This window comes from Blastococcus atacamensis, from assembly GCF_002938425.1.
GTDB classification, from domain to species: Bacteria; Actinomycetota; Actinomycetes; order Mycobacteriales; family Geodermatophilaceae; genus Blastococcus; species Blastococcus atacamensis.
This window is the reverse complement of the sequence record NZ_POQU01000061.1, coordinates 1-22,311: the sequence shown is the minus strand read 5'-3', so window position 1 is coordinate 22,311 and position 22,311 is coordinate 1. Positions and strand designations below refer to the sequence as shown.

At 73.4% G+C, this 22,311-nt stretch carries 22 protein-coding genes and 1 tRNA gene; 15 read left to right on the top strand and 8 right to left on the bottom strand.

Features of this window, described 5'->3' with window-relative positions; all coding sequences use genetic code 11:
- Positions 1-44: 44 nt before the first annotated feature.
- The gene (locus C5508_RS14025; protein ID WP_104525563.1) at positions 45-1,553 is read right to left on the bottom strand and encodes an amino acid permease; all 1,509 of its coding nucleotides are present in this window, start codon (positions 1,551-1,553) and stop codon (positions 45-47) included.
- A 123-nt stretch (positions 1,554-1,676) separates the two neighbouring features.
- Between C5508_RS14025 and corA the strand changes: the two genes are divergently transcribed.
- Positions 1,677-2,798, top strand: coding sequence for a magnesium/cobalt transporter CorA (gene corA / locus C5508_RS14020; RefSeq protein ID WP_104525562.1), 1,122 nt, complete (start codon positions 1,677-1,679; stop codon positions 2,796-2,798).
- 124 nt (positions 2,799-2,922) lie between these two features.
- On the top strand, positions 2,923-3,810 hold the full coding sequence (locus tag C5508_RS14015) for an endonuclease domain-containing protein (protein WP_104525561.1): 888 nt from the start codon (positions 2,923-2,925) through the stop codon (positions 3,808-3,810).
- A gap of 70 nt (positions 3,811-3,880) precedes the next feature.
- On the opposite strand, the gene rsmI is transcribed toward C5508_RS14015, so the two are convergent.
- A complete protein-coding gene (gene rsmI / locus C5508_RS14010; RefSeq protein ID WP_104525560.1) occupies positions 3,881-4,720 on the bottom strand; it encodes a 16S rRNA (cytidine(1402)-2'-O)-methyltransferase in 840 nt (279 codons plus the stop codon).
- 43 nt (positions 4,721-4,763) lie between these two features.
- Between rsmI and C5508_RS14005 the strand changes: the two genes are divergently transcribed.
- Together C5508_RS14005 and C5508_RS14000 are read left to right on the top strand one after the other, a co-directional pair.
- Positions 4,764-6,284, top strand: coding sequence for a dolichyl-phosphate-mannose--protein mannosyltransferase (locus tag C5508_RS14005; protein WP_104525559.1), 1,521 nt, complete (start codon positions 4,764-4,766; stop codon positions 6,282-6,284).
- Positions 6,285-6,340: 56 nt separating this feature from the next.
- Positions 6,341-7,123 carry an enoyl-CoA hydratase/isomerase family protein gene (locus C5508_RS14000; RefSeq protein WP_104525558.1) on the top strand — a complete coding sequence of 261 codons (783 nt, stop codon included), beginning with the start codon at positions 6,341-6,343 and terminating at the stop codon, positions 7,121-7,123.
- 60 nt (positions 7,124-7,183) lie between these two features.
- Here C5508_RS14000 and C5508_RS13995 read toward each other — a convergent pair.
- The 5 genes from C5508_RS13995 to galU all read right to left on the bottom strand — a co-directional run bounded on the left by C5508_RS13995 (position 7,184) and on the right by galU (position 11,332).
- Positions 7,184-7,257, bottom strand: a tRNA-Ala gene (locus tag C5508_RS13995).
- Positions 7,258-7,323: 66 nt separating this feature from the next.
- Positions 7,324-8,043 (bottom strand): hypothetical protein, encoded by a 720-nt coding sequence (locus C5508_RS13990; RefSeq protein WP_104525557.1) that lies wholly within the window; start codon positions 8,041-8,043, stop codon positions 7,324-7,326.
- A gap of 178 nt (positions 8,044-8,221) precedes the next feature.
- Positions 8,222-8,854, bottom strand: coding sequence for a GNAT family N-acetyltransferase (locus C5508_RS13985; protein WP_104525556.1), 633 nt, complete (start codon positions 8,852-8,854; stop codon positions 8,222-8,224).
- A 14-nt stretch (positions 8,855-8,868) separates the two neighbouring features.
- Positions 8,869-10,299, bottom strand: coding sequence for a molybdotransferase-like divisome protein Glp (gene glp, locus C5508_RS13980; RefSeq protein WP_198598085.1), 1,431 nt, complete (start codon positions 10,297-10,299; stop codon positions 8,869-8,871).
- Positions 10,300-10,411: 112 nt separating this feature from the next.
- A complete protein-coding gene (gene galU, locus C5508_RS13975) occupies positions 10,412-11,332 on the bottom strand; it encodes a UTP--glucose-1-phosphate uridylyltransferase GalU (RefSeq protein WP_104525555.1) in 921 nt (306 codons plus the stop codon).
- A gap of 112 nt (positions 11,333-11,444) precedes the next feature.
- On the opposite strand from galU, the gene C5508_RS13970 reads away from it, so the two are divergent.
- The 10 genes from C5508_RS13970 (at position 11,445) to mscL (ending at position 21,231) form a co-directional block, all read left to right on the top strand.
- Entirely contained in the window at positions 11,445-12,782 is a 1,338-nt protein-coding gene (locus tag C5508_RS13970; RefSeq protein ID WP_104525567.1) for an SLC13 family permease, read from the top strand.
- 18 nt (positions 12,783-12,800) lie between these two features.
- The gene (locus C5508_RS13965; RefSeq protein WP_104525554.1) at positions 12,801-14,000 is read left to right on the top strand and encodes a CaiB/BaiF CoA transferase family protein; all 1,200 of its coding nucleotides are present in this window, start codon (positions 12,801-12,803) and stop codon (positions 13,998-14,000) included.
- Complete coding sequence (locus tag C5508_RS13960; protein ID WP_104525553.1) at positions 13,997-15,535, top strand: carboxyl transferase domain-containing protein; 1,539 nt, start codon at positions 13,997-13,999, stop codon at positions 15,533-15,535. Before C5508_RS13965 ends, C5508_RS13960 begins: the two co-directional genes overlap by 4 nt.
- A gap of 162 nt (positions 15,536-15,697) precedes the next feature.
- Positions 15,698-16,147: a helix-turn-helix transcriptional regulator gene (locus C5508_RS13955; protein ID WP_104525552.1), complete on the top strand. Its 450-nt coding sequence runs from the start codon at positions 15,698-15,700 to the stop codon at positions 16,145-16,147.
- 5 nt (positions 16,148-16,152) lie between these two features.
- Complete coding sequence (locus C5508_RS13950) at positions 16,153-16,560, top strand: VOC family protein (protein ID WP_104525566.1); 408 nt, start codon at positions 16,153-16,155, stop codon at positions 16,558-16,560.
- A gap of 85 nt (positions 16,561-16,645) precedes the next feature.
- The gene (locus C5508_RS13945) at positions 16,646-19,021 is read left to right on the top strand and encodes an ATP-binding cassette domain-containing protein (protein WP_104525551.1); all 2,376 of its coding nucleotides are present in this window, start codon (positions 16,646-16,648) and stop codon (positions 19,019-19,021) included.
- 31 nt (positions 19,022-19,052) lie between these two features.
- Positions 19,053-19,568: a putative immunity protein gene (locus C5508_RS13940; RefSeq protein WP_104525550.1), complete on the top strand. Its 516-nt coding sequence runs from the start codon at positions 19,053-19,055 to the stop codon at positions 19,566-19,568.
- 149 nt (positions 19,569-19,717) lie between these two features.
- Entirely contained in the window at positions 19,718-20,053 is a 336-nt protein-coding gene (locus tag C5508_RS13935) for an FmdB family zinc ribbon protein (RefSeq protein WP_104525549.1), read from the top strand.
- A gap of 96 nt (positions 20,054-20,149) precedes the next feature.
- Positions 20,150-20,773 carry a Flp pilus assembly protein CpaB gene (gene cpaB, locus C5508_RS13930; RefSeq protein WP_104525548.1) on the top strand — a complete coding sequence of 208 codons (624 nt, stop codon included), beginning with the start codon at positions 20,150-20,152 and terminating at the stop codon, positions 20,771-20,773.
- A gap of 23 nt (positions 20,774-20,796) precedes the next feature.
- Positions 20,797-21,231 carry a large conductance mechanosensitive channel protein MscL gene (gene mscL / locus C5508_RS13925; protein ID WP_157944098.1) on the top strand — a complete coding sequence of 145 codons (435 nt, stop codon included), beginning with the start codon at positions 20,797-20,799 and terminating at the stop codon, positions 21,229-21,231.
- A 17-nt stretch (positions 21,232-21,248) separates the two neighbouring features.
- Here mscL and C5508_RS13920 read toward each other — a convergent pair whose 3' ends face one another.
- The gene (locus C5508_RS13920) at positions 21,249-21,983 is read right to left on the bottom strand and encodes a YbaK/EbsC family protein (protein ID WP_198598083.1); all 735 of its coding nucleotides are present in this window, start codon (positions 21,981-21,983) and stop codon (positions 21,249-21,251) included.
- Positions 21,984-22,112: 129 nt separating this feature from the next.
- On the opposite strand from C5508_RS13920, the gene C5508_RS13915 reads away from it, so the two are divergent.
- A partial coding sequence (locus C5508_RS13915; protein WP_332872192.1) for a VOC family protein occupies positions 22,113-22,311 on the top strand: 199 nt, incomplete at its 3' end.

The following is a 22,311-nucleotide window of genomic DNA, read 5'->3' as shown; positions in this document are numbered from 1 at the left end:
GTGCTGGAGCGACCGGCGTGGATCTCCCCCGTCCGGGCGAACGATCAGTCCCTGCGTGCGGCGTTGGCGGCCCCCGCGTCCTCCCGCCCGCCCTCGGTCACGAACCGGCTCTTCCGGCGGCTGTAGCCGAAGTACACGATCGCCCCCACCAGCATCCAGATCACGAACCGCCACCAGGTCTCGCCCGGCAGGTTGAGCATCAGCCAGAGGCAGGCCAGCGCCGAGACGATCGGCAGCACCGGCATCAGCGGCACCCGGAAGGACCGGGGCAGGTCCGGCCGCGTCCGCCGCAGGACGATCACTCCGATGGAGACCAGCACGAAGGCGAACAGGGTCCCGATGTTCACCAGGTTGGCGAGCTCCTCCAGCGGCGCGACGGCGGCCAGGATCGCGACGAAGACGCCGGTGCCGATGGTGATCTTGTACGGCGTCCCGTAGCGCGGGTGCACCGCCGCCAGGCCGGGCGGCAGCAGGCGGTCCCGGCTCATGGCGAACAGCACCCGCGACTGGCCGAGCATCAGGATCATGACCACCGACGTCAGGCCGGCGAGCGCCCCGATGGAGATGATCGTGGCGAAGACGGGCAGTCCCACGTCGGAGAACGCCGCCGCCAGCGGTGCGTCGGCGCTGAGCTCGCTGTACCGCTGCATGCCCACCACCACCAGCGACACCGCCACGTACAGGATCGTGCAGATCGCGAGCGAGCCGAGGATGCCCCGGGGCAGGTCGCGTCCCGGATCCTTCGTCTCCTCGGCCGCGGTGGCCACGATGTCGAAGCCGATGAAGGCGAAGAACACGACCGCGGCGCCGGCCATCACCCCGCCCCAGCCGAACGTGCCCTGGCTGAAGCCGAACAGCGTCTGGACCAGCGGTGCGTCCCAGCCGCTCGCGCCGGCCTCGGCCGGCTGGGCCGGCGGGACGAAGGGGCTGTAGTTGGCGGCCTTCACGAAGAAGAGCCCCACGGCGATGACCAGCAGCACGATGGCCACCTTGATCACCACGATCACCGCGGTCACCCGGGACGAGAGCTTGATGCCCAGCACCAGGACCACGGTCATCAGGGCGACGATGGCGATCGCCGGGATGTTGAACCTCGCCGTCTCCCCGGCGATCGACTCCGGGAGCGGAGCCCCGATGTCGGCCAGCAGCTGATTCAGGTAGCCCGACCAGCCGACCGCGACGGTCGCCGCCCCGAGCGCCAGCTCGAGCACCAGGTCCCACCCGATGATCCAGGCGACGAGCTCGCCGAACGTCGCGTAGGAGAACGTGTAGGCCGACCCGGCCACCGGCACGGTGGACGCGAACTCGGCGTAGCAGAGCGCGGCCAGGCCGCACACCACACCGGCGATGACGAAGGAGATGGCCACGGCGGGCCCGGACTGGTCCCGGGCCACGACACCGGTGAGCACGAAGATGCCCGTCCCGATGATCACGCCGACGCCGAAGACCGCGAGATCCAGGCCGGACAGGTGCTTCTTGAGCCGGTGCTCCGGCTCGTCGGTGTCGCGGATGGAGTCCTCGACGGACTTGATCCGTCGCGTCCCTGCCGCCACGGTGTCCTCCTCGTGCGTCGAGGGCCGACGGTCCCGCAGCCCCTCCCCGCAGGTTCGCACGGGTCGCTGCGCACCGCACGCCTACGCTGCACCCGCCCGAGGACAGATCCAGGAGGGGCCGCGATGACGACCGGTGAGACATCCCCCGCTGCCCCGCTCGAGCCGCCGTCGGAGGTGCCGCTGAGCGGGCCACCCACGCTGCGCCCGCGACCGGCCGGCCGGCAGCCCCGGACGCCCACTCGTCGTGCCGGCGTCGGCGCCGTCGTCGACTGCGCGGTGTACGTGGACGGCCGCCGGCAGGAGCCGGTGGCACCGGAGGACGCGCTGCACGTGGCCGAGGAGCGCAACGGCTTCGTCTGGCTCGGGCTGTTCGCGCCGACCGAGGACGAGCTGAGCGCGATCGCCGAGCGCTACGACCTGCACCCGCTCGCCGTCGAGGACGCCGTCTACGCCCACCAGCGACCCAAGCTCGAACGCTACGACGACGCGCTGTTCATGGTGTTCAAGACGGCGACGTACGTGGAGCACGAGGAGCTGACGGCGACCAGCGAGGTGGTCGACACCGGCGAGGTGATGGTCTTCGTCGGCGAGCGGTACGTGATCACCGTGCGGCACGGGGAGCACAATCCCCTGACCGAGCTGCGGCACCGCCTCGAGGAGCAGCGCGACCTGCTCTGCCTCGGCTCCTCGGCGGTGCTCTACGCCGTCGCCGACCTCGTCGTGGACACCTTCGTGGAGGTGGCCGCCGCGGTGGAGGAGGACGTCGACGAGCTGGAGGCGTCGGTGTTCAGCCCGGAGCGCACCGACGACATCGGGCGGCTGTACCAGCTCAAGCGCGAGCTGATGGCCCTGCGGCGGGCGGTCTCCCCTCTCGAGGTGCCCCTGCAGAAGCTCGCCGAGCGGCCGATCGACGTCGTCCCGGACGCGATCCGCTCCTACTTCCGCGACGTGCTCGACCACGCGATCCGGGTGCGCGACCAGGTCAACGGCTTCGACGAGCTGCTGACCTCGATCCTTCAGGCGTCGCTGGCGCGGACCTCGATGGCCGACAACGAGGACATGCGGAAGATCTCGGCCTACGCCGGCATCATCGCCGTCCCGACCGCGATCGCCGGCATCTACGGCATGAACTTCGAGCACATGCCGGAGCTGGGATGGCGGTGGGGCTATCCGATGGTGTGGCTGATCATCATCAGCGCCTGCGTGCTGCTCTACCGGGGCTTCAAGCGCAACGGCTGGCTCTGACCCCGGCGCGACCGTGCGCTGATCGTGGTGATGCCGCCCCCATCACCACGACCAGCGCACACCGACGAGTCGAGTCTGTGGACAACGTCAGCGCGGTGAGAGGCGGATCAGGCACCGTCCCCGGGTGCCTCCCGTCGCAGCCGTCCCGCTCCCGCTGCGGCGGACCGTCTTCCGCGGCAGCACGGTCGTCGCACGAGGTCTCCTCACGCCCAACCAACTGCGGGGGCCCGCGTGGCGTCGCTTGTTCGCAGACGTCTACGTGCACGTGGACACCCCCGTCTCCCACGCCCTCATGGCGCGGGCAGCAGCCGCGATGGTGGTGCCGGGTGCAGTGGTCACGGGCCGCAGTGCCGCTGTCATGTGGGGCGTCGACATGGCCGGCGCGGACGATGAGGTCGAGCTGACGGTGCCGCGTTCGTCGCATCCCCGCCGGATCCGCGGCGTCCGCGTCCGCCGGGCCGAGCTGCTCGCCGGGCACGTGCGCCGCCACAGGGGAGTCGCCGTGACATCTCCGGCCGCTACGGCGGTGCGGCTCGCCGCCTCGCTGCCCGTCGACGACGGCGTGGTCGCCGTGGACCGGCTCGCTTCGGCGGGTCTCGCCGATCTGGACGAGGTGCGGTCCCTGGCCGCGCTCGGTCGCGGGCCCGGCTCGACTCGTGCCCGTCAAACCTGCGCCCTCGCCGACGGACTGGCCGGGTCACCGCAGGAGACCCGGCTGCGGCTGCTCGTCGGTCGCAGCCCGCTGCCTCCGCCGGTCGCCCAGTTCACGGTGCGCGACGACAACGGGTTCGTCGCCCGGGTCGACTTCGCCTGGCCCGAACTCCGCGTGGCCCTCGAGTACGACGGGCTGTGGCACGCGGAACCGGGTCAGTTCGCCCGGGACCGGCAGCGCCTGAACCGACTGCACGCCGCGGGCTGGCGGGTCTTCTTCGTGACGGCCGCCGACCTGCGCGACCCGGCTCGGCTGATCGCCCGGCTGCGCGCCTTGCTCACCGACGCGGGTGTGCGCTGATCGGGGCGATCGAGCCGTCATCACCCCGATGCGCGCACACCGGCGGAGGGGCAGGGGTCGGGGGTAGGAATCAGGGCGTCTTGGCGGCGACGACGGCGTCGAAGACGGTGCGCTTGGGCAGCCCGGTCCGGGTGACGACGGCGCGGATGGCGTCCTTGCGCGTGGCGCCGGCGGCCTCCTCGGCGGCGACGGCGGCGGCGAGCTCCGGCCCGGACATCTCCACCACCCGCTCGGGCGCTCCGGCCACGACGAGGGTGATCTCGCCCTTCACGCCCTCGGCCGCCCACGCCGCCAGCTCGGCCAGCCCGCCGCGCCGGATCTCCTCGTAGGTCTTGGTCAGCTCGCGGCACACCGCCGCCGGCCGGTCGTCCCCGAGCACCGCGGCGGCGTCGGTCAGCGCGTCGGCCAACCGGTGCGGCGACTCGAAGAACACCATCGTGCGTCGCTCGTCGGCCAGCGCGGTGAACGTGGACCGCCGCTCCCCCGACCGCCGCGGCAGGAAGCCCTCGAAGCAGAACCGGTCCACCGGCAGCCCGGACACCGCGAGCGCGGTGACGACGGCGGAGGGTCCGGGCACCGAGGTGACGTCGATCCCGGCGTCGATGGCCGCCCGCACCAGCGTGTAGCCGGGATCGGACACCGATGGCATCCCGGCGTCGGTGAGCAGCAGGACGGTGGCGCCGGAGGCCAGCGCGTCGAGCAGCCCGGGCAGTCGCGACTGCTCCACCGACTCGTGGAAGGTGACCACCCGGCCGGTGAAGGTGACCTCGAGGTCGGCGGCGAGCCGGTGCAGGCGCCGCGTGTCCTCGACGGCGAGGACGTCGGCGGTCGCCATGACCGCGCGCAGCCGGGGACCGACGTCCCCGGGCTGCCCCAGGGGCGCCCCGCCCAGCACCAGCCGTCCGCTCACGACGACGAGCCTGTCACGAGCACCCGGTCATTACGCTCACTGCATGGCAGTGCTGGCTCCTGGACGGGTCGACCACGACCCCCGGCCGGCGCCCCGGGCCCCCCGCTCCCGACCGCCGCGTCGTCAGCGGGACGTCGTGCCGTCGCTGCCCTCCGACCGCCGCGCGTCCTGGGTCATCGCCGGGGTGCTGGGCGCCGTCGCGCTGGCCGTCCGGCTGGTGGGGATCAGCTATCCGAAGGGCCTGCTGTTCGACGAGGCGTACTACCCGCCGCAGGCCGAGGAGCTGCTGACCTGGGGCCACGAGTACAACCGCGGCTACTCCTTCATCGTCCACCCGCCGCTGGGCAAGTGGTTCATCGCCCTCGGGGAGCTGCTGTTCGGCAAGGACTCCTTCGGCTGGCGGTTCCCGTCGGCCGTGGCCGGGGCGATCGCCGTCGTCCTCCTGTTCCGGCTCACCCGCCGGCTCACCGGCTCGACCCTGGTCGGGCTGTTCGCCGGGGTCCTGCTGCTGGTCGACGGCTTCCAGTTCACGCTGTCGCGGATCGGCCTGCTCGACATCTTCCTGCAGGTGCTGGTGCTCGCCGCCGTCTCCTGCCTGGTGGTCGACCGCGATCTCGTCCGGGCCCGGGTGCGGGCGTCCGGCGACGTGGGGGCGTTCGGTTTCCGGCTGGGCCCGCGCGGCTGGCGGATCGCTGCGGGCGTGCTCTTCGGCTGCGCCGTCGCGGTCAAGTGGAGCGGCATCTGGTTCCTGGCGTTCTTCGCGATCCTGTCGGTGTTCTGGGACCGCGCGGCCTGGCGGGAGGCCGGCGTGCCCCGGCCCACCCGGACGGCGGCCCGCCGCGGGCTGCCCGGGGCGCTGTGGGCGCTGGCCGTCGTCCCGGTGCTGACCTACCTGGCGAGCTTCACCGGCTGGTTCCTCGGCGAGACCTCGCAGGGCAAGGCGTGGGCCCAGCAGAACCCCGACACCGCCTATCCCTGGATCCCGGACGCGCTGCGCTCGCTGTGGCACCAGCACGCCGAGTGGCTGCGCTTCCACAACGGCCTGTCCAGCCCGCACCCGTGGGAGTCCGGGCCCTGGTCCTGGCTGGTCAACGGCCGGCCCATCCTGCTGTGGAACCCGCAGGGCATCACCGACTCCGACGGCGAGCAGGTGATCCGCTACATCCTCATGGTCGGGACGCCGACGCTCTGGCTGGCCTTCGCCCCGGCGATGCTGTGGCTGGTCTGGCGGATGGTCGCGCGGCGGGACCCGGCGGCGGGCGTCGCGGCGGTCGGCATCGCGGCCGGCTGGCTCACTTGGTTCCTCAACCTGGACCGGACGATGTTCATCTTCTACATGGCCCCGGCGCTGCCGTTCTTCGTGCTGGCGGTCGCCCTCGCGCTGCAGGACGTCGTCGGGCGGGCCGACGCCTCGTGGCTGCGCCGGCGCATCGGACTCGGCTCGGCGTGCCTGTACGTGGCGATCGTGGCCGGCACCTTCGTGTTCTTCTGGCCGGTGCTGACCGGGGAGCCGCTGAGCAACGCCGAGTGGGCGCGGCGCATGTGGTTCCCGTCCTGGTTCTGACCTCGGCCCGACCGCCTACGGTGACGGAACAGGATTCCGACGCCCGGAGGACGACGATGACCGGTCCGCACGTGCTCACCGAGACCGACGGCGACGTCTGGCGGATCACGCTGGACCGGCCGGAGACGGGCAACGCGCTCACCCCCGAGCTCGCCGTGGCGTTCGGCGAGGCGCTGGCCGCCCGCCCGGAGGAGACCCGGGCGGTGCTGATCCTGGCGAACGGCCCGCGGTTCTGCGTGGGCGGCGACGTCCGCTCGTTCGCCGCCGCGGAGGACCCGCGGGCCCACGTCGGAGGCCTGGCGCACGACTGGCACGAGGTGATCCGCCGGGTGCTCTACTGCCCGGTGCCGGTGATCGCCGGTGTGCAGGGCGCGGTGGCCGGAGCGGCGATTGGGCTGATGGGCGCCTGCGACATCGTCATCTGCGGTCGCACCACGAAGATCCGCCCCGCCTACGGAGCGCTCGGCTTCTCCCCCGACGGCGGCACGTCCTGGGCGCTGGCCCGCGCGCTGGGCGCGCCGCGCGCGCTGGACCTGATGCTCACGAACAAGTCGCTCACCGCCGCCGAGGCACACCTGACCGGTCTGGTGGCGCGGCTGGTGGAGGACGAGGAACTGCGCGACGTCACCGTCGCGACGGCCCACGCGATCGCCGCGGGCCCGGTCCGGGCCATGGTGCGCACCCGGGCGCTGGTGCGTCGCGCGGCCACCCGCTCGTTCGAGGAGCAGCTGGACGAGGAAGCGCAGCTGATCGCCGAGTCGGCTGACGACCCGGAGGGTCGGGAGGGCGTGCGGGCGTTCGTGGAGAAGCGGCTGCCCGACTTCCGCAACGCCCGCTGATCGGACCGCACGAACACCGAAGGCCGGACCCGATCGGGTCCGGCCTTCGGTGTATCCGGGTGGAGCTGAGGGGAGTTGAACCCCTGACCCCCTCGATGCGAACGAGGTGCGCTACCGGACTGCGCCACAGCCCCTTCGAGAAAGCACTTTACCGGTCCGGCCCCCCGACGCCACCACCGGGGCGTCGGCAGGCCGGGGGCTCAGGCGTTGGCCGCCCGGGCGGGGCGGTACTCGTCGATGTCGGCGAAGCCGATGTCGTCGTCGTCCAGACCGACCACCGCACTGTTCTGCCAGCCGGCCGGCGCCGGGGTACGCGCCGCGACGACCCGGCCGGGGCGCAGGGCGTGCACCGGCGCCAGGGGCACGCTCGGGTGCGGGAGGCCCTGCTGGGCGACGGTCTCGTGCAGCTCCGCCGGCGGAGCGGTCCGCTGCACGGGCGCCGGTGCCGGACGGGCGGCGGGCCGCGCAGCGGGGCGGGACTGCAGAGCCGCACGGGCAGCGACGCGGGCAGCGCGGCGGGCGGCCATCCGCTCGCGGCGGGCCACCTTCCGCAGGACCAGCACGTAGCCGGCGGTGGCCAGACCGGCCACGGCGGTGACGATCCACAGCCACGGGCTGAGCACCAGCGCGCCGGCCAGCGAGGCCAGCGTGGCCAGCACCAGGCCGCCGAGGGCGCGACGCCGCAGCGCGTGCACGTCCACCTTCAGCTCACCGGTGGTGCGCAGCACCTCGCGGTCGATCTCGACGCGCTCGGTCTCGGCATGCCGGACCGTCTCCACCGACCGCCGCCGCTGCAGCGTCCGGCCGGCGTCGGCAGCCGTCGTCCGGCCGTCCTGTGCGTCGCCGCGGGTCACCACCATGGGCACCAGCACGACAAACCACAGCACGACCAGCGCGGCCAGAAGCACGCCCGATCCCATAGGAACACCACCTGTCACATCAGTCACTCGCCAGGCGAGGCTAAGCAGCGACGGCGGTGCGATCCGGGAGGCGCGCGGGCGTGTCGCCGAGTGTTCTGGGACCGGTGTGACGAGGGACGGCGTGTCGCCCTTCCGCGATCCGGGGACCGCGACCGTGCGTGCTATGTCGCCGTGCCGATCAGTCGCCGGGTCGACCCGGCGACATCTCGCGCCAGCGCGCCAGCACCCCGCGGGGCAGGTCCTCGGCCAGCAGGGCGTAGGCCAGGTGGTCGCGCCAGTCGCCGTCGATGTCGAGGTAGCGGCGCAGCAGTCCCTCGCGCTGGAAACCGAGCCGCTCGACCAGCCGCTGGCTGGGCAGGTTCTCCGGCCGGATGTCGGCCTGCAGCCGGTGCAGCCCTACCGGCCCGAAGGCGTGGTCGCAGACCAGCGCGACGGCCAGCGAGCCGATCCCGCGGCCCGCGACGGAGCGGTCGATCCAGTAGCCCAGGTACCCGGTGCGCAGGGCGCCGCGCACGATGTTGTCCACCGTCACCTGGCCGGCCAGCCGACCGTCCACCCGGACGGCGAAGGGCAGCGAGGTGCCCAGGCGGGCGCGGCGGGCGACGGTCCGCCGCATCGCCCGGTAGGCGGCCGGCGCGTGCCGGGGCGCCCAGGGCACCGGCGCGGTCGGCTCCCAGGGGCTCAGCCAGCTCTCGTTGGCCAGCCGCAGCCGGCTCCACTCCGCGGCGTCGCGCCGGCGGAGCGGGTGCAGCTCCACCGGTCCCGAGACCAGGCGCGCGGGCCAGCCGGGATGCAGCAGCGGATCGGTCACGGGCCCGGGGTGGCTCAGCCGCCGAGCAGCAGCGGCATGACGGTGACCAGCCCGCCCGCGGCCACCTCGGTGACGTCCTCGTCGATGACGATGAGGCAGTTCGCCCGCGCCATCCGCGCCAGCAGCGCGTCGGTGGCGTCGCCCACGGGCTCGACGACGTAACCGCCGTCGGGGTGCCGCATCACGGTGCCGTGCAGGTACTGGCGGTAGCCCAGGGGGGAGAGCAGCTGCTGGCCGGAGATGGCCTGCACCGTCCGGCGGAACAGCTGTCGCTTGCCGAGCATCAGCCGGATCGCCGGGCGGACGAACACCTCGAAGGAGACCAGCGCCCCCACCGGCTCGCCCGGCACGCAGATCACCGGGACGTCGTCGCGGCCCAGCCGGCCGAAGCCCTGCGCGGGCCCGGGGTGCATGGCGACCTGGCTGAAGCGCATTTCGCCCAGCTGGGCCAGCGCCTCCTGCACGAGGTCGAACCCGCCGCTGGCGACCGTGCCCGAGATCAGCACCAGGTCGCTGCGCAGCAGCTGGCTCTCCAGCACCTCCGCGAGGCGGCGCGGGTCCGAGGGCAGGATGCCCGAGCGGTAGGCGTCGGCACCGGCGTCGCGGGCCGCGGCGGCCAGCGCGTAGCTGTTGACGTCGACGACCTGACCCGGCGACGGGGTGGCGCTGACGTCGACCAGCTCTGTGCCGGCGCTGAGCACCACGACCCGGGGGCGCGGCCGCACCAGCACGCGCTCGCGGCCCACGGCGGCGAGCAGGCTGATCTGCGCCGGTCCGATGGGCGTGCCCACCTGGACGGCGGAGTCGCCGGGCGCGACGTCGTCACCGGTGCGGCGCACGTAGCTGCCCGCCGGGGGGCCGGCCTGCACGAGGACGCGCGCGGCACCCCGGTCGGTCCAGACCGAGGGGACGACGACGTCGGCGCCGGCCGGCAGCATCGCCCCGGCGGACACCTTGAGCGCCAGCCCGGGGCCGATCGCCGCGGGCGCATCCACCCCGGCCACGCTCTCCCCCACGACCGCGAGCTCGACCGGCTGCCGCACGGAGGCGGGAGCGACGTCCTCGGCCCGGGCCGCGTAGCCCTCGAGGGCCGCCTGGTCGAAGGCGGGCAGCGCGCGGGAGCTCACGACGTCCTCGGCGCAGAGCAGCCCCTGCGCGTCGAGGACCGCCAGCTCGATCGCGTCCGGCTGCGGCACCGCGGCGAGGATCTCGTCGAGGTGCCGCTCGACGGTGCGCACGAGCGGTGAGGCGTCCGAACGCCCGTCGGCCGGCAGGGGCACCGGCCCGGTGAGCGCGGGCTTGGGCGGCACGGGGTTGGAACCGCGCACCCCGCCGACCGGCCCGGTGCGCTGCGGTGGCGCCATGGGCATGTCCACCTGGGCGGTGTCCCGGTGGGTCCGGGACCCCCCGCCGCCGTTGTTGCCGCTGTCGCTGTGCCCCGACATCCTCACCACCGTCGTCCTGCCGTGCCGTGGACCGGCAGCGGCTCGCGCGGCGGCGGGACCGGAGGACCTCCGGTTCCGCGCCGCCGTGCGATCGTGCCCCGCCGGGCGCCGCTCAGGACGACGACGCGCCCTCGGCGGGCAGCTCGGTGACGAAGTCACGCAGCCAGCCGCGCAGCGCCGGGCCCAGGTCGTCGCGCTCGGCGGCCAGCCGGATGACGGCCTTGAGGTAGTCGAGCTTGTCGCCGGTGTCGTAGCGGCGGCCGCCGAAGACGACGCCGTGGACGGGCTCGCCGCGCTCGACGAGGGTGGCCAGCGCGTCGGTCAGCTGGATTTCGTTGCCGCGGCCGGGCGCGGTCTCCCGCAGCACGTCGAAGACCTCGGGGGCCAGGACGTAGCGGCCGATGATGGCCAGGCTGCTGGGCGCCTCCTCCACCGGGGGCTTCTCCACCAGCCCGGTGATCGCGACGACGTCGCTGCCCGAGGTGGCCGGGTCGACGGCGACCGCGCCGTACTTGTCGATGTTCTCCATGCCGACGTCGAGCAGTGCGATCACCGAGCCGCCGTGCTCGGCCTGGACGGCCAGCATCTGCTCCAGCAGGTGGTCGCGGGCGTCGATCAGGTCGTCGCCGAGCAGGACGGCGAACGGCTCGTCGCCCACGAAGGCCGCGGCCTGCAGCACCGCGTGGCCCAGTCCCCGGGCCTCGCCCTGCCGGACGAAGTGCACCTGCGCGACGTCGGTCGACTCGTGCACGGCAGCCAGCCGGCCGGCGTCGCCCTTCTTCTCCAGGGCCGCCTCGAGCTCGGGCGTGCGGTCGAAGTAGTCCTCGATGGCGGCCTTGCCGCGGCCGGTGACCATGAGCACCTCGCCCAGGCCCGCTCGTGCGGCCTCCTCGACGATGTACTGCAGCGCGGGTCGGTCGACGACCGGCAGCAGTTCCTTGGGCACGGCCTTGGTCGCCGGCAGGAAGCGGGTACCCATGCCCGCGACGGGGATGACCGCCTTCCGCGCCGGGCGGGTCTTCGGGTTCGACATGCAGGCAGCCTAGTCAGCGCACGCCGGTGAGCAGCACGAGCGCTGGCAGGCGCTACCCGCCGGTCACTGACACAGTGGGCTGACCTCACCCCCCGATGAAGTGGGAGACATCGTGTCCCCCGAGATCGTCACCATCCTCGCGCTGGTCGTGATCTTCGCGATCGCCACCTTCCTGCCCATCAACATGGGCGCGCTGGCGTTCGTCGCCGCCTTCGTGGTCGGCACCCTGTCGGTCGGCCTGAGCACCGACGACATCCTGGGCGGTTTCCCGTCCGGGCTGGTGCTGACGCTGATCGGTGTCACGTACCTGTTCGCGATCGCGCAGAACAACGGGACCGTCGACCTGCTGGTCCGCGGAGCGGTGCGGCTCGTGGGCGGCCACGTGGCGGCGATCCCCTGGGTCATGTTCTTCGTGACCGCGCTGCTCACCGCGATCGGCGCCCTCTCGCCCGCGGCGGTCGCGATCATCGCCCCGATCGCGCTCACCTTCGCCGCGCGGCACGGGATCAGCCCGCTGCTGATGGGCATGATGGTCATCCACGGCGCCCAGGGCGGCGGGTTCTCCCCCCTGAGCGTCTACGGCGCGACGGTGAACCGGATCGTCGCCGAGGAGGACCTGCCCAGCAGTCCGCTGACGGTCTTCCTCGGCAGCCTCGGGTTCAACATCGCGATCGCCCTCGTCCTCTTCTTCGTGCTCGGTGGGCGCTCGCTGCTCGGCCGCAAGGTCGGCACGGAGCAGGTGCCGCACACCGCGCACGCACACGGCACCCTCGTCCGCGGCCACGGCGCGGCCCCCGGCCCGGCCGTCGGTGGCGACGACGACGAGCACATGCACCCCGACGTCCCCCGGCCGGTGCGCTTCGAGCAGATCCTCACCCTCGTCGGCCTGGTCGTCGTCGCCGTCCTGGCGCTGGTCTTCGACCTCGACATCGGGTTCGTCTCCATCAGCGTCGCGGTCGTGCTCGCGCTCTTCTCCGCCCAGCAGCACAAGGGCGCGGTCACCCAGATCAGCTGGAGCACCATCCTGCTGATCGCCGGCGTGCTGACCTTCGTGTTCGTGCTGGAGGAGGCCGGCACGATCGACTACGTCGGCGACGCCGTCATCGGTCTGGGCGCGCCGCTGCTCATCGCGCTGCTGCTGGCCTACATCGGCGGGGTGGTGTCGGCCTTCGCGTCGTCGACGGCGATCATCGGCGTGGCCATCTCGCTCGCGGTGCCGTTCCTGCTCGCCGGGGAGATCGGCGCCGTGGGGGTGGTGGTCGCCCTGTCCGTGGCCTCGACCATCGTCGACGTGAGCCCGTTCTCCACGAACGGCGCCCTCGTCCTCGCCAACGCGCAGGACGTGGACAAGGACCGCTTCTACAAGCAGATCCTGGCCTACGCCGGGATCGTCGTGGCCGTCGGACCGCTGCTCGCGTGGCTGGTGTTCGTCGTCCCCGGCTGGCTCTAGACCGATCGGAGTGCCGACGTGAGCGGACCCCTGGACGGCGTGCTCGTCGTCGACCTGACCCGGGCACTCGCCGGCCCGCACGCCGCGATGATGCTGGGCGACCTCGGCGCACGGGTGATCAAGGTGGAGAACCCCGGCAGCGGGGACGACACCCGCGGCTGGGGTCCGCCGTTCGTGCAGCCCGACTCCGGCGACCGGGAGTCGACGTACTTCCTCTCGACGAACAAGAACAAGGAGTCGATCACCCTCGACCTCAAGGACGAGGCCGACAAGGCGACGCTGAGCCGACTGCTTCGCCGGGCCGACGTGCTGATGGAGAACTTCCGCCCCGGGACCCTGGCGCGGCTGGGCTTCGGCACCGACGTGCTCGCCGAGCTCAACCCGCGGCTGGTGACCCTCTCGATCAGCGGCTTCGGGCACGACGGCCCGGAGGGCGGCCGCGCCGGCTACGACCAGATCGCGCAGGGCGAGGCCGGGCTGATGTCGCTGACCGGCCCGGGCCCCGAGGACCCGCAGCGCGTCGGCGTCCCGATCGGTGACCTGCTGGCCGGCATGTACGGCGCCTACGGCGTGCTGGCGGCGCTGCACGAGCGGGAGCGGACCGGCCGCGGCCAGGTGGTGCGCACGTCGCTGCTCGCCTCGATCGTCGGCGTGCACGCCTTCCAGGGGACGGCGTGGACGGTGGCCGGGAAGGTCGGCCGCGCCCAGGGCAACCACCACCCCTCGATCGCGCCGTACGGGCTGTTCCGGTGCGCCGGGGGGAGCGTGCAGCTGTCGTGCGGCTCGGAGTCGCTGTGGCGGCGGCTGTGCGCGGAGTTCGGTTTCGACGCCGACGCCCCCGGCCTGGCGACCAACGGCGAGCGCGTGGACAACCGCGAGCAGGTGATCGGGCTGCTGGAGGGCGCGTTCGCCGGGATCGGTGCCGAGGACCTGCTGGCCCGGCTCGCGGCCGCGGGCATCCCCGCGGGCAAGGTGCGCACGATCGACGAGGTCTACGGCTGGGACCAGACGCTCTCCCAGGGCCTGCTGGTCGACGTCGACCACGCCACCCTGGGCCGGCTGCAGCTCCCGGGGCCGCCGCTACGGTTCTTCTCCCCGTCGCCCGACGGGGAGACCGAGACGACCCGCCGCGACCACGCCGCCCCTCCGGTGCTCGGCGCCGACGGCGACGCGATCCGCGCCTGGCTGGCCGGCCCCGAGGAGGACCCCGCCCCGTGAGCGCACCGACCGACCGGCCGGCCCGACTCGACGCCCGCGCCCTCCGGGACCTGGTGCTCGACGCGGGTTCGTGGCAGTCATGGGACTCGCCCATCCCGCCGCGCGAGGTCGGCGAGAGCTACGCGCGCGACCTGGAGCGCGCCGCGCAGAAGAGCCGGCAGGACGAGTCGATCATCACCGGGGAGGGCCGGCTGCGCGGTCGCCGCGTCGCCGTCGTCGCCGGGGAGTTCGGCTTCCTCGCGGGCTCCATCGGGGTGGCTGCCGCCGAGCGGCTGATCTCCGCGGTCGAGCGGGCGACCGACGAGGGGCTGCCGCTGCTCGCGGCGCCGGTGTCGGGCGGCACCCGGATGCAGGAGGGCACGGTGGCCTTCCTGCAGATGATCGGCATCACCGCGGCGATCGCCCGGCACAAGGAGGCCGGGCTGCCGTACCTGGTCTACCTGCGCAACCCCACCTTCGGCGGTGTGCTCGCGTCGTGGGGCTCGCTGGGTCACGTGACCATCGCCGAGCCCGGGGCGTCCATCGGCTTCCTCGGCCCCCGGGTCTTCGAGGCGCTCTACGGCGAGCCGTTCCCGGAGGGCGTGCAGACGGCCGAGCACATGGCCGAGCGCGGCCTGATCGACGCCGTCGTCCCGCACGAGGAGATCGCCGACGTCGCCGACCGGGCGTTGCGCGTGCTGGCCGCGCGGCAGACCTGGCACCACGACGTCGCCGGTGCCGAGCGCCCGACGGCCGAGGACGGCACCGACGCCGACGATCCGGACGACGGTCGCAGCGCGTGGGAGGTCGTGACGGCGTCCCGGCGGGAGGACCGTCCCGGCGTGCGTCGGCTGCTGCGCACCGCGGCGACCGACGTCGTGGGGCTCTCGGGCACCGGCGCCGGCGAGAAGGACCCCGGGCTCCTCATCGCCCTGGCCCGCTTCGGCGGCGCCCCGTGCGTGGTGCTCGGCCAGGACCGGCGCGGGCAGTCGATGTCGGCGCCGCTGGGCCCGGCGGCGCTGCGCGAGGCCCGGCGCGGCATGCACCTGGCCGAGCAGTTGCGGCTGCCGCTGGTGACCCTCATCGACACCCCCGGTGCCGCGCTGTCCCGGGAGGCCGAGGAGGGCGGGCTGGCCGGGGAGATCGCCCGCTGCCTGCACGACCTGGTGGTGCTCAGGGCCCCGACGCTGGCGGTGCTGCTCGGGCAGGGCACCGGCGGCGGTGCGCTGGCCCTCGTGCCGGCCGACCGGGTGCTGGCTGCCGCCAACGGCTGGCTGGGCCCACTGCCCCCGGAGGGCGCGTCGGCGATCGTGCACCGCACCGTGGACCGGGCCGACGAGATGGCCGCGGACCAGGGCGTGCGGGCCACCGATCTCTGGCGGGCCGGGATCGTCGACCGCGTGGTCCCCGAGCGGCCCGATGCCGCCGACGAGCCGACCGAGTTCTGCCTGCGCCTGGGCCGGGTGCTGGGCGAGGAGCTGGCCAGGCTGCTCGGCCGCGACGACACCGAGCGCTTCCGCACCCGGTTGCACCGGTACCGCCACCTCGGCCGGTGAGCCCGTGTTGATCAGCCCGGCTGATCAACACGGGTCCTGGCTCACTGTCGACGGTGAGCCAGGACCCCACCAGGTGAGCCAGGACGCCGACGCCGACCCCGTCCACCTCCGCCGGAGCCCGACGGGTTCTCCGCACCCGCCCTCGCTGGCAGGATCGCGATCATGGCCCGGACCCCCGCGGATGAGCAGCGCCTGCGCGACCTCGCGCTCATGCGCCGGGTGCGGGACCGGATCGACCGGGAGTACGCGCAGCCGCTGGACGTCCAGGCGCTGGCCCGCGGCGCGCACATGTCCGCCGGTCACCTGAGCCGGGCGTTCCGGCGCGCCTACGGCGAATCGCCCTACAGCTACCTGATGACGCGGCGGATCGAGCGGGCCATGGCCCTGCTGCGCCGAGGCGACCTGAGCGTCACCGAGGTGTGCTTCGCCGTCGGCTGCCAGTCGCTGGGCACCTTCAGCACCCGGTTCACCGAGCTGGTGGGGGTCCCGCCCAGCGTCTACCGGCGCGAGTCGGCGCAGGCAGCCGCGGGCATCCCGTCGTGCCTGGCCAAGCAGGCGACCAGACCGGTCAGGAATCGAGAAGCGCGCGACATCGCGCCGTCCCTAACGTGACGGCCATGGAGATCACCGTTCACCACGCCTTCCTCCCGCACGACGACGCCGAGGCCTCCCTGGCCTTCTACCGCGACGCCCTGGGCTTCGAGCTGCGCAACGACGTCGGTCACGACGGCATGCGCTGGCTCACCCTCGGCCCCGCGGACGAGTCGGCCACCACCCTCGTCCTCCACCCGCCAGCGGCCGACCCCGGCGTCACCGAGGACGAGAAGCGGACGATCGCCGAGATGATGGCCAAGGGCACCTACGCCTCGATCGTGCTGGCCACTGCCGACCTCGACGCCGCCTTCGAGCGGATCCAGGCGACCGGCGCCGAGGTGATGCAGGAGCCGACGCGAATGCCGTACGGCGTACGGGACTGCTCGTTCCGCGATCCGGCCGGCAACACGGTCCGCATCCAGGAGCGCTGAGAACCGGCGCTCCCCGCAGTCATCCCTGCGAGAGCGCCGGTGGCCGCCCGTCGCCGCCGCGATCCGACGACAGAGGGAGATCCCCATGAGCCCGGCACCGACGACCGACGCGCACGTCGCGGACAGCCACGACCTGATCCGGGTGGTCGGCGCCCGGCAGAACAACCTCAAGGACGTCGACGTCGAGATCCCGAAGCGCCGGCTCACGGTGTTCACCGGCGTCTCCGGGTCGGGCAAGAGCTCGCTCGTGTTCAGCACCATCGCCGCCGAGTCGCAGCGGATGATCAACGAGACCTACAGCGCGTTCCTGCAGGGCTTCATGCCGACCCTCGCCCGTCCCGACGTCGACGTGCTCGAGGGCCTGACGACGGCGATCATCGTCGACCAGGAGCGGATGGGCGCCAACCCGCGCTCGACCGTCGGCACCGCCACGGACGCGAATGCGATGCTGCGCATCCTGTTCAGCCGGCTGGGCACGCCGCAGATCGGCCCGCCGACGGCCTTCTCCTTCAACGTCCCCACGCGCAAGGCGAGCGGCGTGATGAGCACCGAGAAGGGCGGCCGGGTCGAGAAGAACGTCGTCCGCGAGGCCGTCTACCTGGGCGGCATGTGCCCCCGCTGCGAGGGCATGGGCTCGGTCTCCGACTTCGACCTCACGGCGCTCTACGACGAGTCGAAATCGCTGGGCGAGGGCGCGCTGATGGTCCCCGGCTACAGCATGGACGGCTGGTACGGCCGGATCTTCAGCGGCTTCGGCTTCGACATGGACAAGCCGATCGCGAGGTTCACGAAGAAGGAGCTCGACGACCTCCTCTACAAGGAGCCGACGAAGATCAAGGTCGAGGGCATCAACCTCACCTACGAGGGCGTCATCCCGAAGATCCAGAAGTCGATGCTCGCCAAGGACGTCGAGGCGATGCAGCCGCACATCCGCGCCTTCGTGGAGCGGGTGATCACGTTCCAGCGGTGCCCGGAGTGCGAGGGCACGCGGCTGACCCCCGAGGCCCGGTCCTCGCGGATCGGGGGGAAGAACATCGCCGAGGTCTGCGCCATGCAGATCAGCGACGTCGCCGAGTGGGTCCGCGGCCTCGACGAGCCCTCGGTCCGGCCGCTGCTCGCCGGCCTGCAGCACCTGCTCGACTCGTTCATCGGCATCGGGCTGGGCTACCTCTCGCTCGACCGCCCGGCCGGCACCCTCTCCGGTGGCGAGGCGCAGCGCACGAAGATGATCCGCCACCTCGGGTCGTCGCTGACCGACGTCACCTACGTCTTCGACGAGCCCACCATCGGGCTGCACCCGCACGACATCGCCCGGATGAACGACCTGCTGCTGCGGCTGCGCGACAAGGGCAACACCGTGCTGGTCGTGGAGCACAAGCCCGAGACGATCGTCATCGCCGACCACGTCGTCGACCTCGGGCCGCGTGCCGGCACCGAGGGCGGTCAGGTCGTGTTCGAGGGCACCGTCGACCAGCTGCGGCACAGCGACACCCTCACCGGGCGCCACCTCGGCGACCGGGTGGCCCTGAAGCAGACCCTCCGCACGTCGACCGGCGCGCTGGAGATCCGCGGGGCGAACCAGAACAACCTCGTCGACGTCGACGTCGACATCCCGACCGGCGTGCTCACCGTCGTCACCGGTGTGGCCGGGTCGGGCAAGAGCTCGCTGGTCCACGGCAACCTCGCCAAGCGGGACGACGTCGTCGTCGTCGACCAGGGCGCCATCAAGGGCTCGCGGCGCTCCAACCCGGCCACCTACACCGGCCTGCTGGAGCCGATCCGCAAGGCGTTCGCCAAGGCCAACGGCGTGAAGCCGGCGCTGTTCAGCGCCAACTCCGAGGGTGCCTGCCCCACCTGCAACGGCGCGGGCGTGATCTACACCGACCTCGGTGTCATGGCCACGGTCGAGTCGCCCTGCGAGGAGTGCGAGGGCAGGCGCTTCCAGGCCTCGGTGCTGGAGTACACCCTCGGCGGCAGGAACATCGCCGAGGTGCTCGCGATGTCCGTGGTCGAGGCGGAGGAGTTCTTCGGCACCGGCGAGGCGCGCACACCCGCCGCGCACACCGTCCTCGACCGCCTCGTCGACGTGGGGCTGGGCTACCTGACCCTCGGCCAGCCGCTCACCACGCTCTCCGGTGGCGAACGTCAGCGCATCAAGCTGGCCACCCGGATGGCCGAGAAGGGCGGCGTCTACGTCCTCGACGAGCCGACGACAGGCCTGCACCTGGCCGACGTCGAGAACCTGCTCGGCCTGCTGGACCGGTTGGTGGACTCGGGCAAGACGGTGATGGTCATCGAGCACCACCAGGCCGTCATGGCGCACGCCGACTGGATCATCGACCTGGGCCCCGGCGCCGGGCACGACGGCGGCCGGATCGTCTTCGAGGGCACCCCGGCCGATCTCGTCGCCGCCCGGTCCACCCTGACCGGCCGGCACCTCGCGGACTACGTGGGCGCGTGAGCACCGGCCGGCCGCGGGGCACGCTCGGGCCGTGATCCTCCCGGAGGTGCGCGACCCCCGGTTCGTCACGGTGCGGCGCGGCGGAACGCTGACCGACGCCGACCACCACCTCCTCGCCCTGTGGGCGGCGGCGTGCGCGGAGCACGTCCTGCCGCTGTTCGCCTCGGTCCGGCCCGACGACCCCCGACCGCGGGAAGCCATCGAGCACGCCCGCGCCTGGGTGCGCGGGGAGGTCGGGATGATGCAGGCCCGGGCCGCCGGCGGCCATGCGATGGGCGCGGCCCGGGACCTGCGCGGTGCGGCACGGCACGCCGCCTACGCCGCCGGCCAGGCGGGGGCGGTGGCCCACGTGGCCGCCCACGAGCTCGGCGCCGCGGCCTACGCGATCAAGGCCGTGCGTGCCGCGGCGCCGGGCGGCGAGGGCGAGACCGCAGGGCGACTCGAGTGCCGGTGGCAGCGCGAGCAGCTGCCCGAGGCCATCCGCGAACTCGTCCTGGACGACCAGCGGCTCCGCAACGCCATCTGCTGGTCGGTGTTCGACTGCTGATCCGCTCCGCGCCACCGCCCCGTGGGGTGAGGCACAGGTGACGTCCGTCGTCCCTCGTGGACGGAGGGCGGGCCATGCCGCATCATTGGCAGTCGACGGGGCCGAGTGCCAGCCCTTCGTTTCCTCCGCTCGACCAGGGAGCCACCGCAGTGCCCACGTACCAGTACGCCTGCATCAACCCCGAGACCAAGCACCAGTTCGAGGTCGTGCAGTCCTTCACCGACGAGCCGGTGAGCGAGTGCCCGGAGTGCGGTGCTCCGGTCCGCAAGGTCTACGGCTCGGTGGGCGTGGTGTTCAAGGGCTCGGGCTTCTACCGCACCGACAGCCGCAAGAGCAGCAGCTCCTCCGAGGCCCCGAGCAGCAGCTCGTCGTCGACCAAGGAGAGCTCGTCCTCGTCGTCGACCGCCAAGGACGGCGGCTCTTCGTCGAGCAGCTCGGCCTCCACGTCGTCGACCTCGGGCAGCGCCGCCAAGGCCGCCAACTGATCCTGTGCTGACCGGCGGCGTCCACAACCGCCCGCACCGTCCACAGTTCCGGCCGCACCCGGCCGAGTCCCGCCAGGCTCACGCAGGGTCGGGGCCATGTTCCGTCTGCGCCGCCCACGGTTCCCCGCGCTGCTCGCCCGCCGGCTCACCGCCGGCCTGCTGGCCGCGCTGGCCCTGGCGCTCGCGCTGCGCCCGGCCCCCGCGCCGGCCGACGCGGCGGTGACCGACCGGCCCGTCGTCGTCGCCACCTCGGACCTGCCGGCCGGCACGCGCCTGTCCGCCGAGCACCTGGCCGTCGTCGCCCTCCCGGAAGGCGCCGTCCCGGCCGGGGTCGTCGACCGGACCGAGCTGCTCCACCACCAGGTGCTCGCCGCGGCCGTCCGCCGGGGAGAACCGCTGACCGACGCGCGACTCGTCGGCGCCGGCCTCACCACTCTCCTGCCGGCGGGCCAGGTCGCCGCACCCGTACGCCTCGCCGATCTCGCGGTCACCGCCCTGGTCCGGCCGGGTGACCGGGTCGACGTCCTGGCCACCACCACCGACACCGGGGTCACGGAACGGGTAGCGGCCGGCGCTCTCGTCCTCGCCGCACCGGGTCATGCCGGGGACGACGACGCCGCCGCCGGGCTGCTGCTGCTCGCCGTCGACGACGTCACCGCCACCCGGCTGGCGAGCGCCTCGGCGGGGGCCACCCTCACGATCAGCCTGCCGCCGCCCTGACCGGTCGCGCGGGCAGCCAGGCGATGTGGCTGGATGGTCGGGTGCTGAAGGGTTTCAAGGACTTCCTGTTCCGCGGCAACGTGGTCGAACTCGCCGTCGCGGTCGTCATCGGCTCGGCGTTCACCGCGCTGGTGAACACCTTCGCCGGCTCGTTCCTCACACCGCTCATCGGCGTGCTCGGCGGCGGCGGCAAGCTGGGTGGGACGTTCGAGCTGAACGGCCAGACATTCACCTGGGGCGAGTTCGTCAGCCAGCTGATCACGTTCGTGCTGACCGCCGCGGTGCTGTATTTCCTCGTCGTCCTGCCGCTGCACCGCCTGCTCGAGCGGCGGGTCGAGGGCGAGGAGCCGGGCCCGGTGGCACCCACCGAGACCGAGCTGCTGATCGAGATCCGCGACCTGCTCCGTGCCCAGCAGGCAGCGACCGGCACGAACTCGAACGGCCCCGACCGGAGCTAGGACGACCCGTCCGCGACTCAGTCGCTGCCCCAGTGCGGCGGCCGGTCCTCCAGGTAGCGCCGGTCGTCGGCGGAGCCGTCCGACGGCCGCTCGCCCCAGCCGACGTCGCTGTCGTCGGCCGCGCGGTCCAGGCGCAGTGGCTGCGCCGGTGGGGGCGCCGGCGCCTCGGCAGGCAGCGGCTGGCCGAGCCCGTCCAGCACTTCGGCAGCCGGCAGCGCGGCCAGCAGCGAACCGGGCACCGCCAGCTTGCTGCCGCGGGTGCCCGAGCCGATCACCACGAGGTCGGCGGCCGCGACGGCGGCGTCGACGAGCACCGGCCAGCCCGCGGGCAGGCCCACCGGCGTGATGCCGCCGTAGGCCATGCCGCTCTCGGCGACCGCCACGTCCTGCGGCGCGAACGACGCCTTGCGCGCGCCGAGATGCCGCCGCACCAGCCCGTTCACGTCCGCGCGGGTGGTCGCGAGCACCAGGCAGGCGGCCAGCGTCGTCTCCCCCGCCCGGCGGGCCGCGACCACGACGCAGTTGGCCGACGCCGCCAGCGGAACCCCGTAGGCCTCGGTGAAGGCAGCGGTGTCAGCCAGGTCGTCGTCGATCTCGGCCACCCACGCCGGGCCGGGAAGGCCCGGGAGCGCCGCGGCGACCGGTGCGCCGAGCAGGTCCGGGCGGGAGGCGGCGGGCAGCCAGGTCAGCGAGCCCAGGTCAGGGGCAGCTGGATCGGGCACACCGGGGTCGAGCGCAGCGGGATCGGGCATGCCGTCGATCCTGCGGCACGCGGTCGCCACCCCGCAGCCGGGGGCGGAGGCCGGCGCGTGGCCGGATCCCTGCGGTGTCCGGCCGGGACCGGGCTGTCGGCCGTCCGGGCCCCGGGTCAGGATGGCCGCATGATCGGTCAACTCCACTCCGTCGTGATCGACGCGCCCGATGCGCACGCCCTCGCCGGCTTCTACGCCGAGCTGCTCGGCATGGAGATCAGCAGGGGCGGTCCCGGCGACGACTGGGTCGTCGTCAGCGGCGCCGGCTACCGGCTGGCCTTCCAGCAGGCGCCCGACCTGCAGCCGCCGGACTGGCCCGACCCGTCCC

Coding starts and splice junctions, on each gene's coding strand:
- C5508_RS13920 (WP_198598083.1), bottom strand. CDS start 21,983: ATGCCCGATCCCGCTGCGCTCGACCCCGGTGTGCCCGATCCAGCTGCC.
- corA (WP_104525562.1), top strand. CDS start 1,677: ATGACGACCGGTGAGACATCCCCCGCTGCCCCGCTCGAGCCGCCGTCG.
- C5508_RS13955 (WP_104525552.1), top strand. CDS start 15,698: ATGGCCCGGACCCCCGCGGATGAGCAGCGCCTGCGCGACCTCGCGCTC.
- C5508_RS13950 (WP_104525566.1), top strand. CDS start 16,153: ATGGAGATCACCGTTCACCACGCCTTCCTCCCGCACGACGACGCCGAG.
- C5508_RS14000 (WP_104525558.1), top strand. CDS start 6,341: ATGACCGGTCCGCACGTGCTCACCGAGACCGACGGCGACGTCTGGCGG.
- C5508_RS13945 (WP_104525551.1), top strand. CDS start 16,646: ATGAGCCCGGCACCGACGACCGACGCGCACGTCGCGGACAGCCACGAC.
- glp (WP_198598085.1), bottom strand. CDS start 10,299: ATGTCGGGGCACAGCGACAGCGGCAACAACGGCGGCGGGGGGTCCCGG.
- mscL (WP_157944098.1), top strand. CDS start 20,797: ATGTGGCTGGATGGTCGGGTGCTGAAGGGTTTCAAGGACTTCCTGTTC.
- galU (WP_104525555.1), bottom strand. CDS start 11,332: ATGTCGAACCCGAAGACCCGCCCGGCGCGGAAGGCGGTCATCCCCGTC.
- C5508_RS14005 (WP_104525559.1), top strand. CDS start 4,764: ATGGCAGTGCTGGCTCCTGGACGGGTCGACCACGACCCCCGGCCGGCG.
- cpaB (WP_104525548.1), top strand. CDS start 20,150: ATGTTCCGTCTGCGCCGCCCACGGTTCCCCGCGCTGCTCGCCCGCCGG.
- C5508_RS13990 (WP_104525557.1), bottom strand. CDS start 8,043: ATGGGATCGGGCGTGCTTCTGGCCGCGCTGGTCGTGCTGTGGTTTGTC.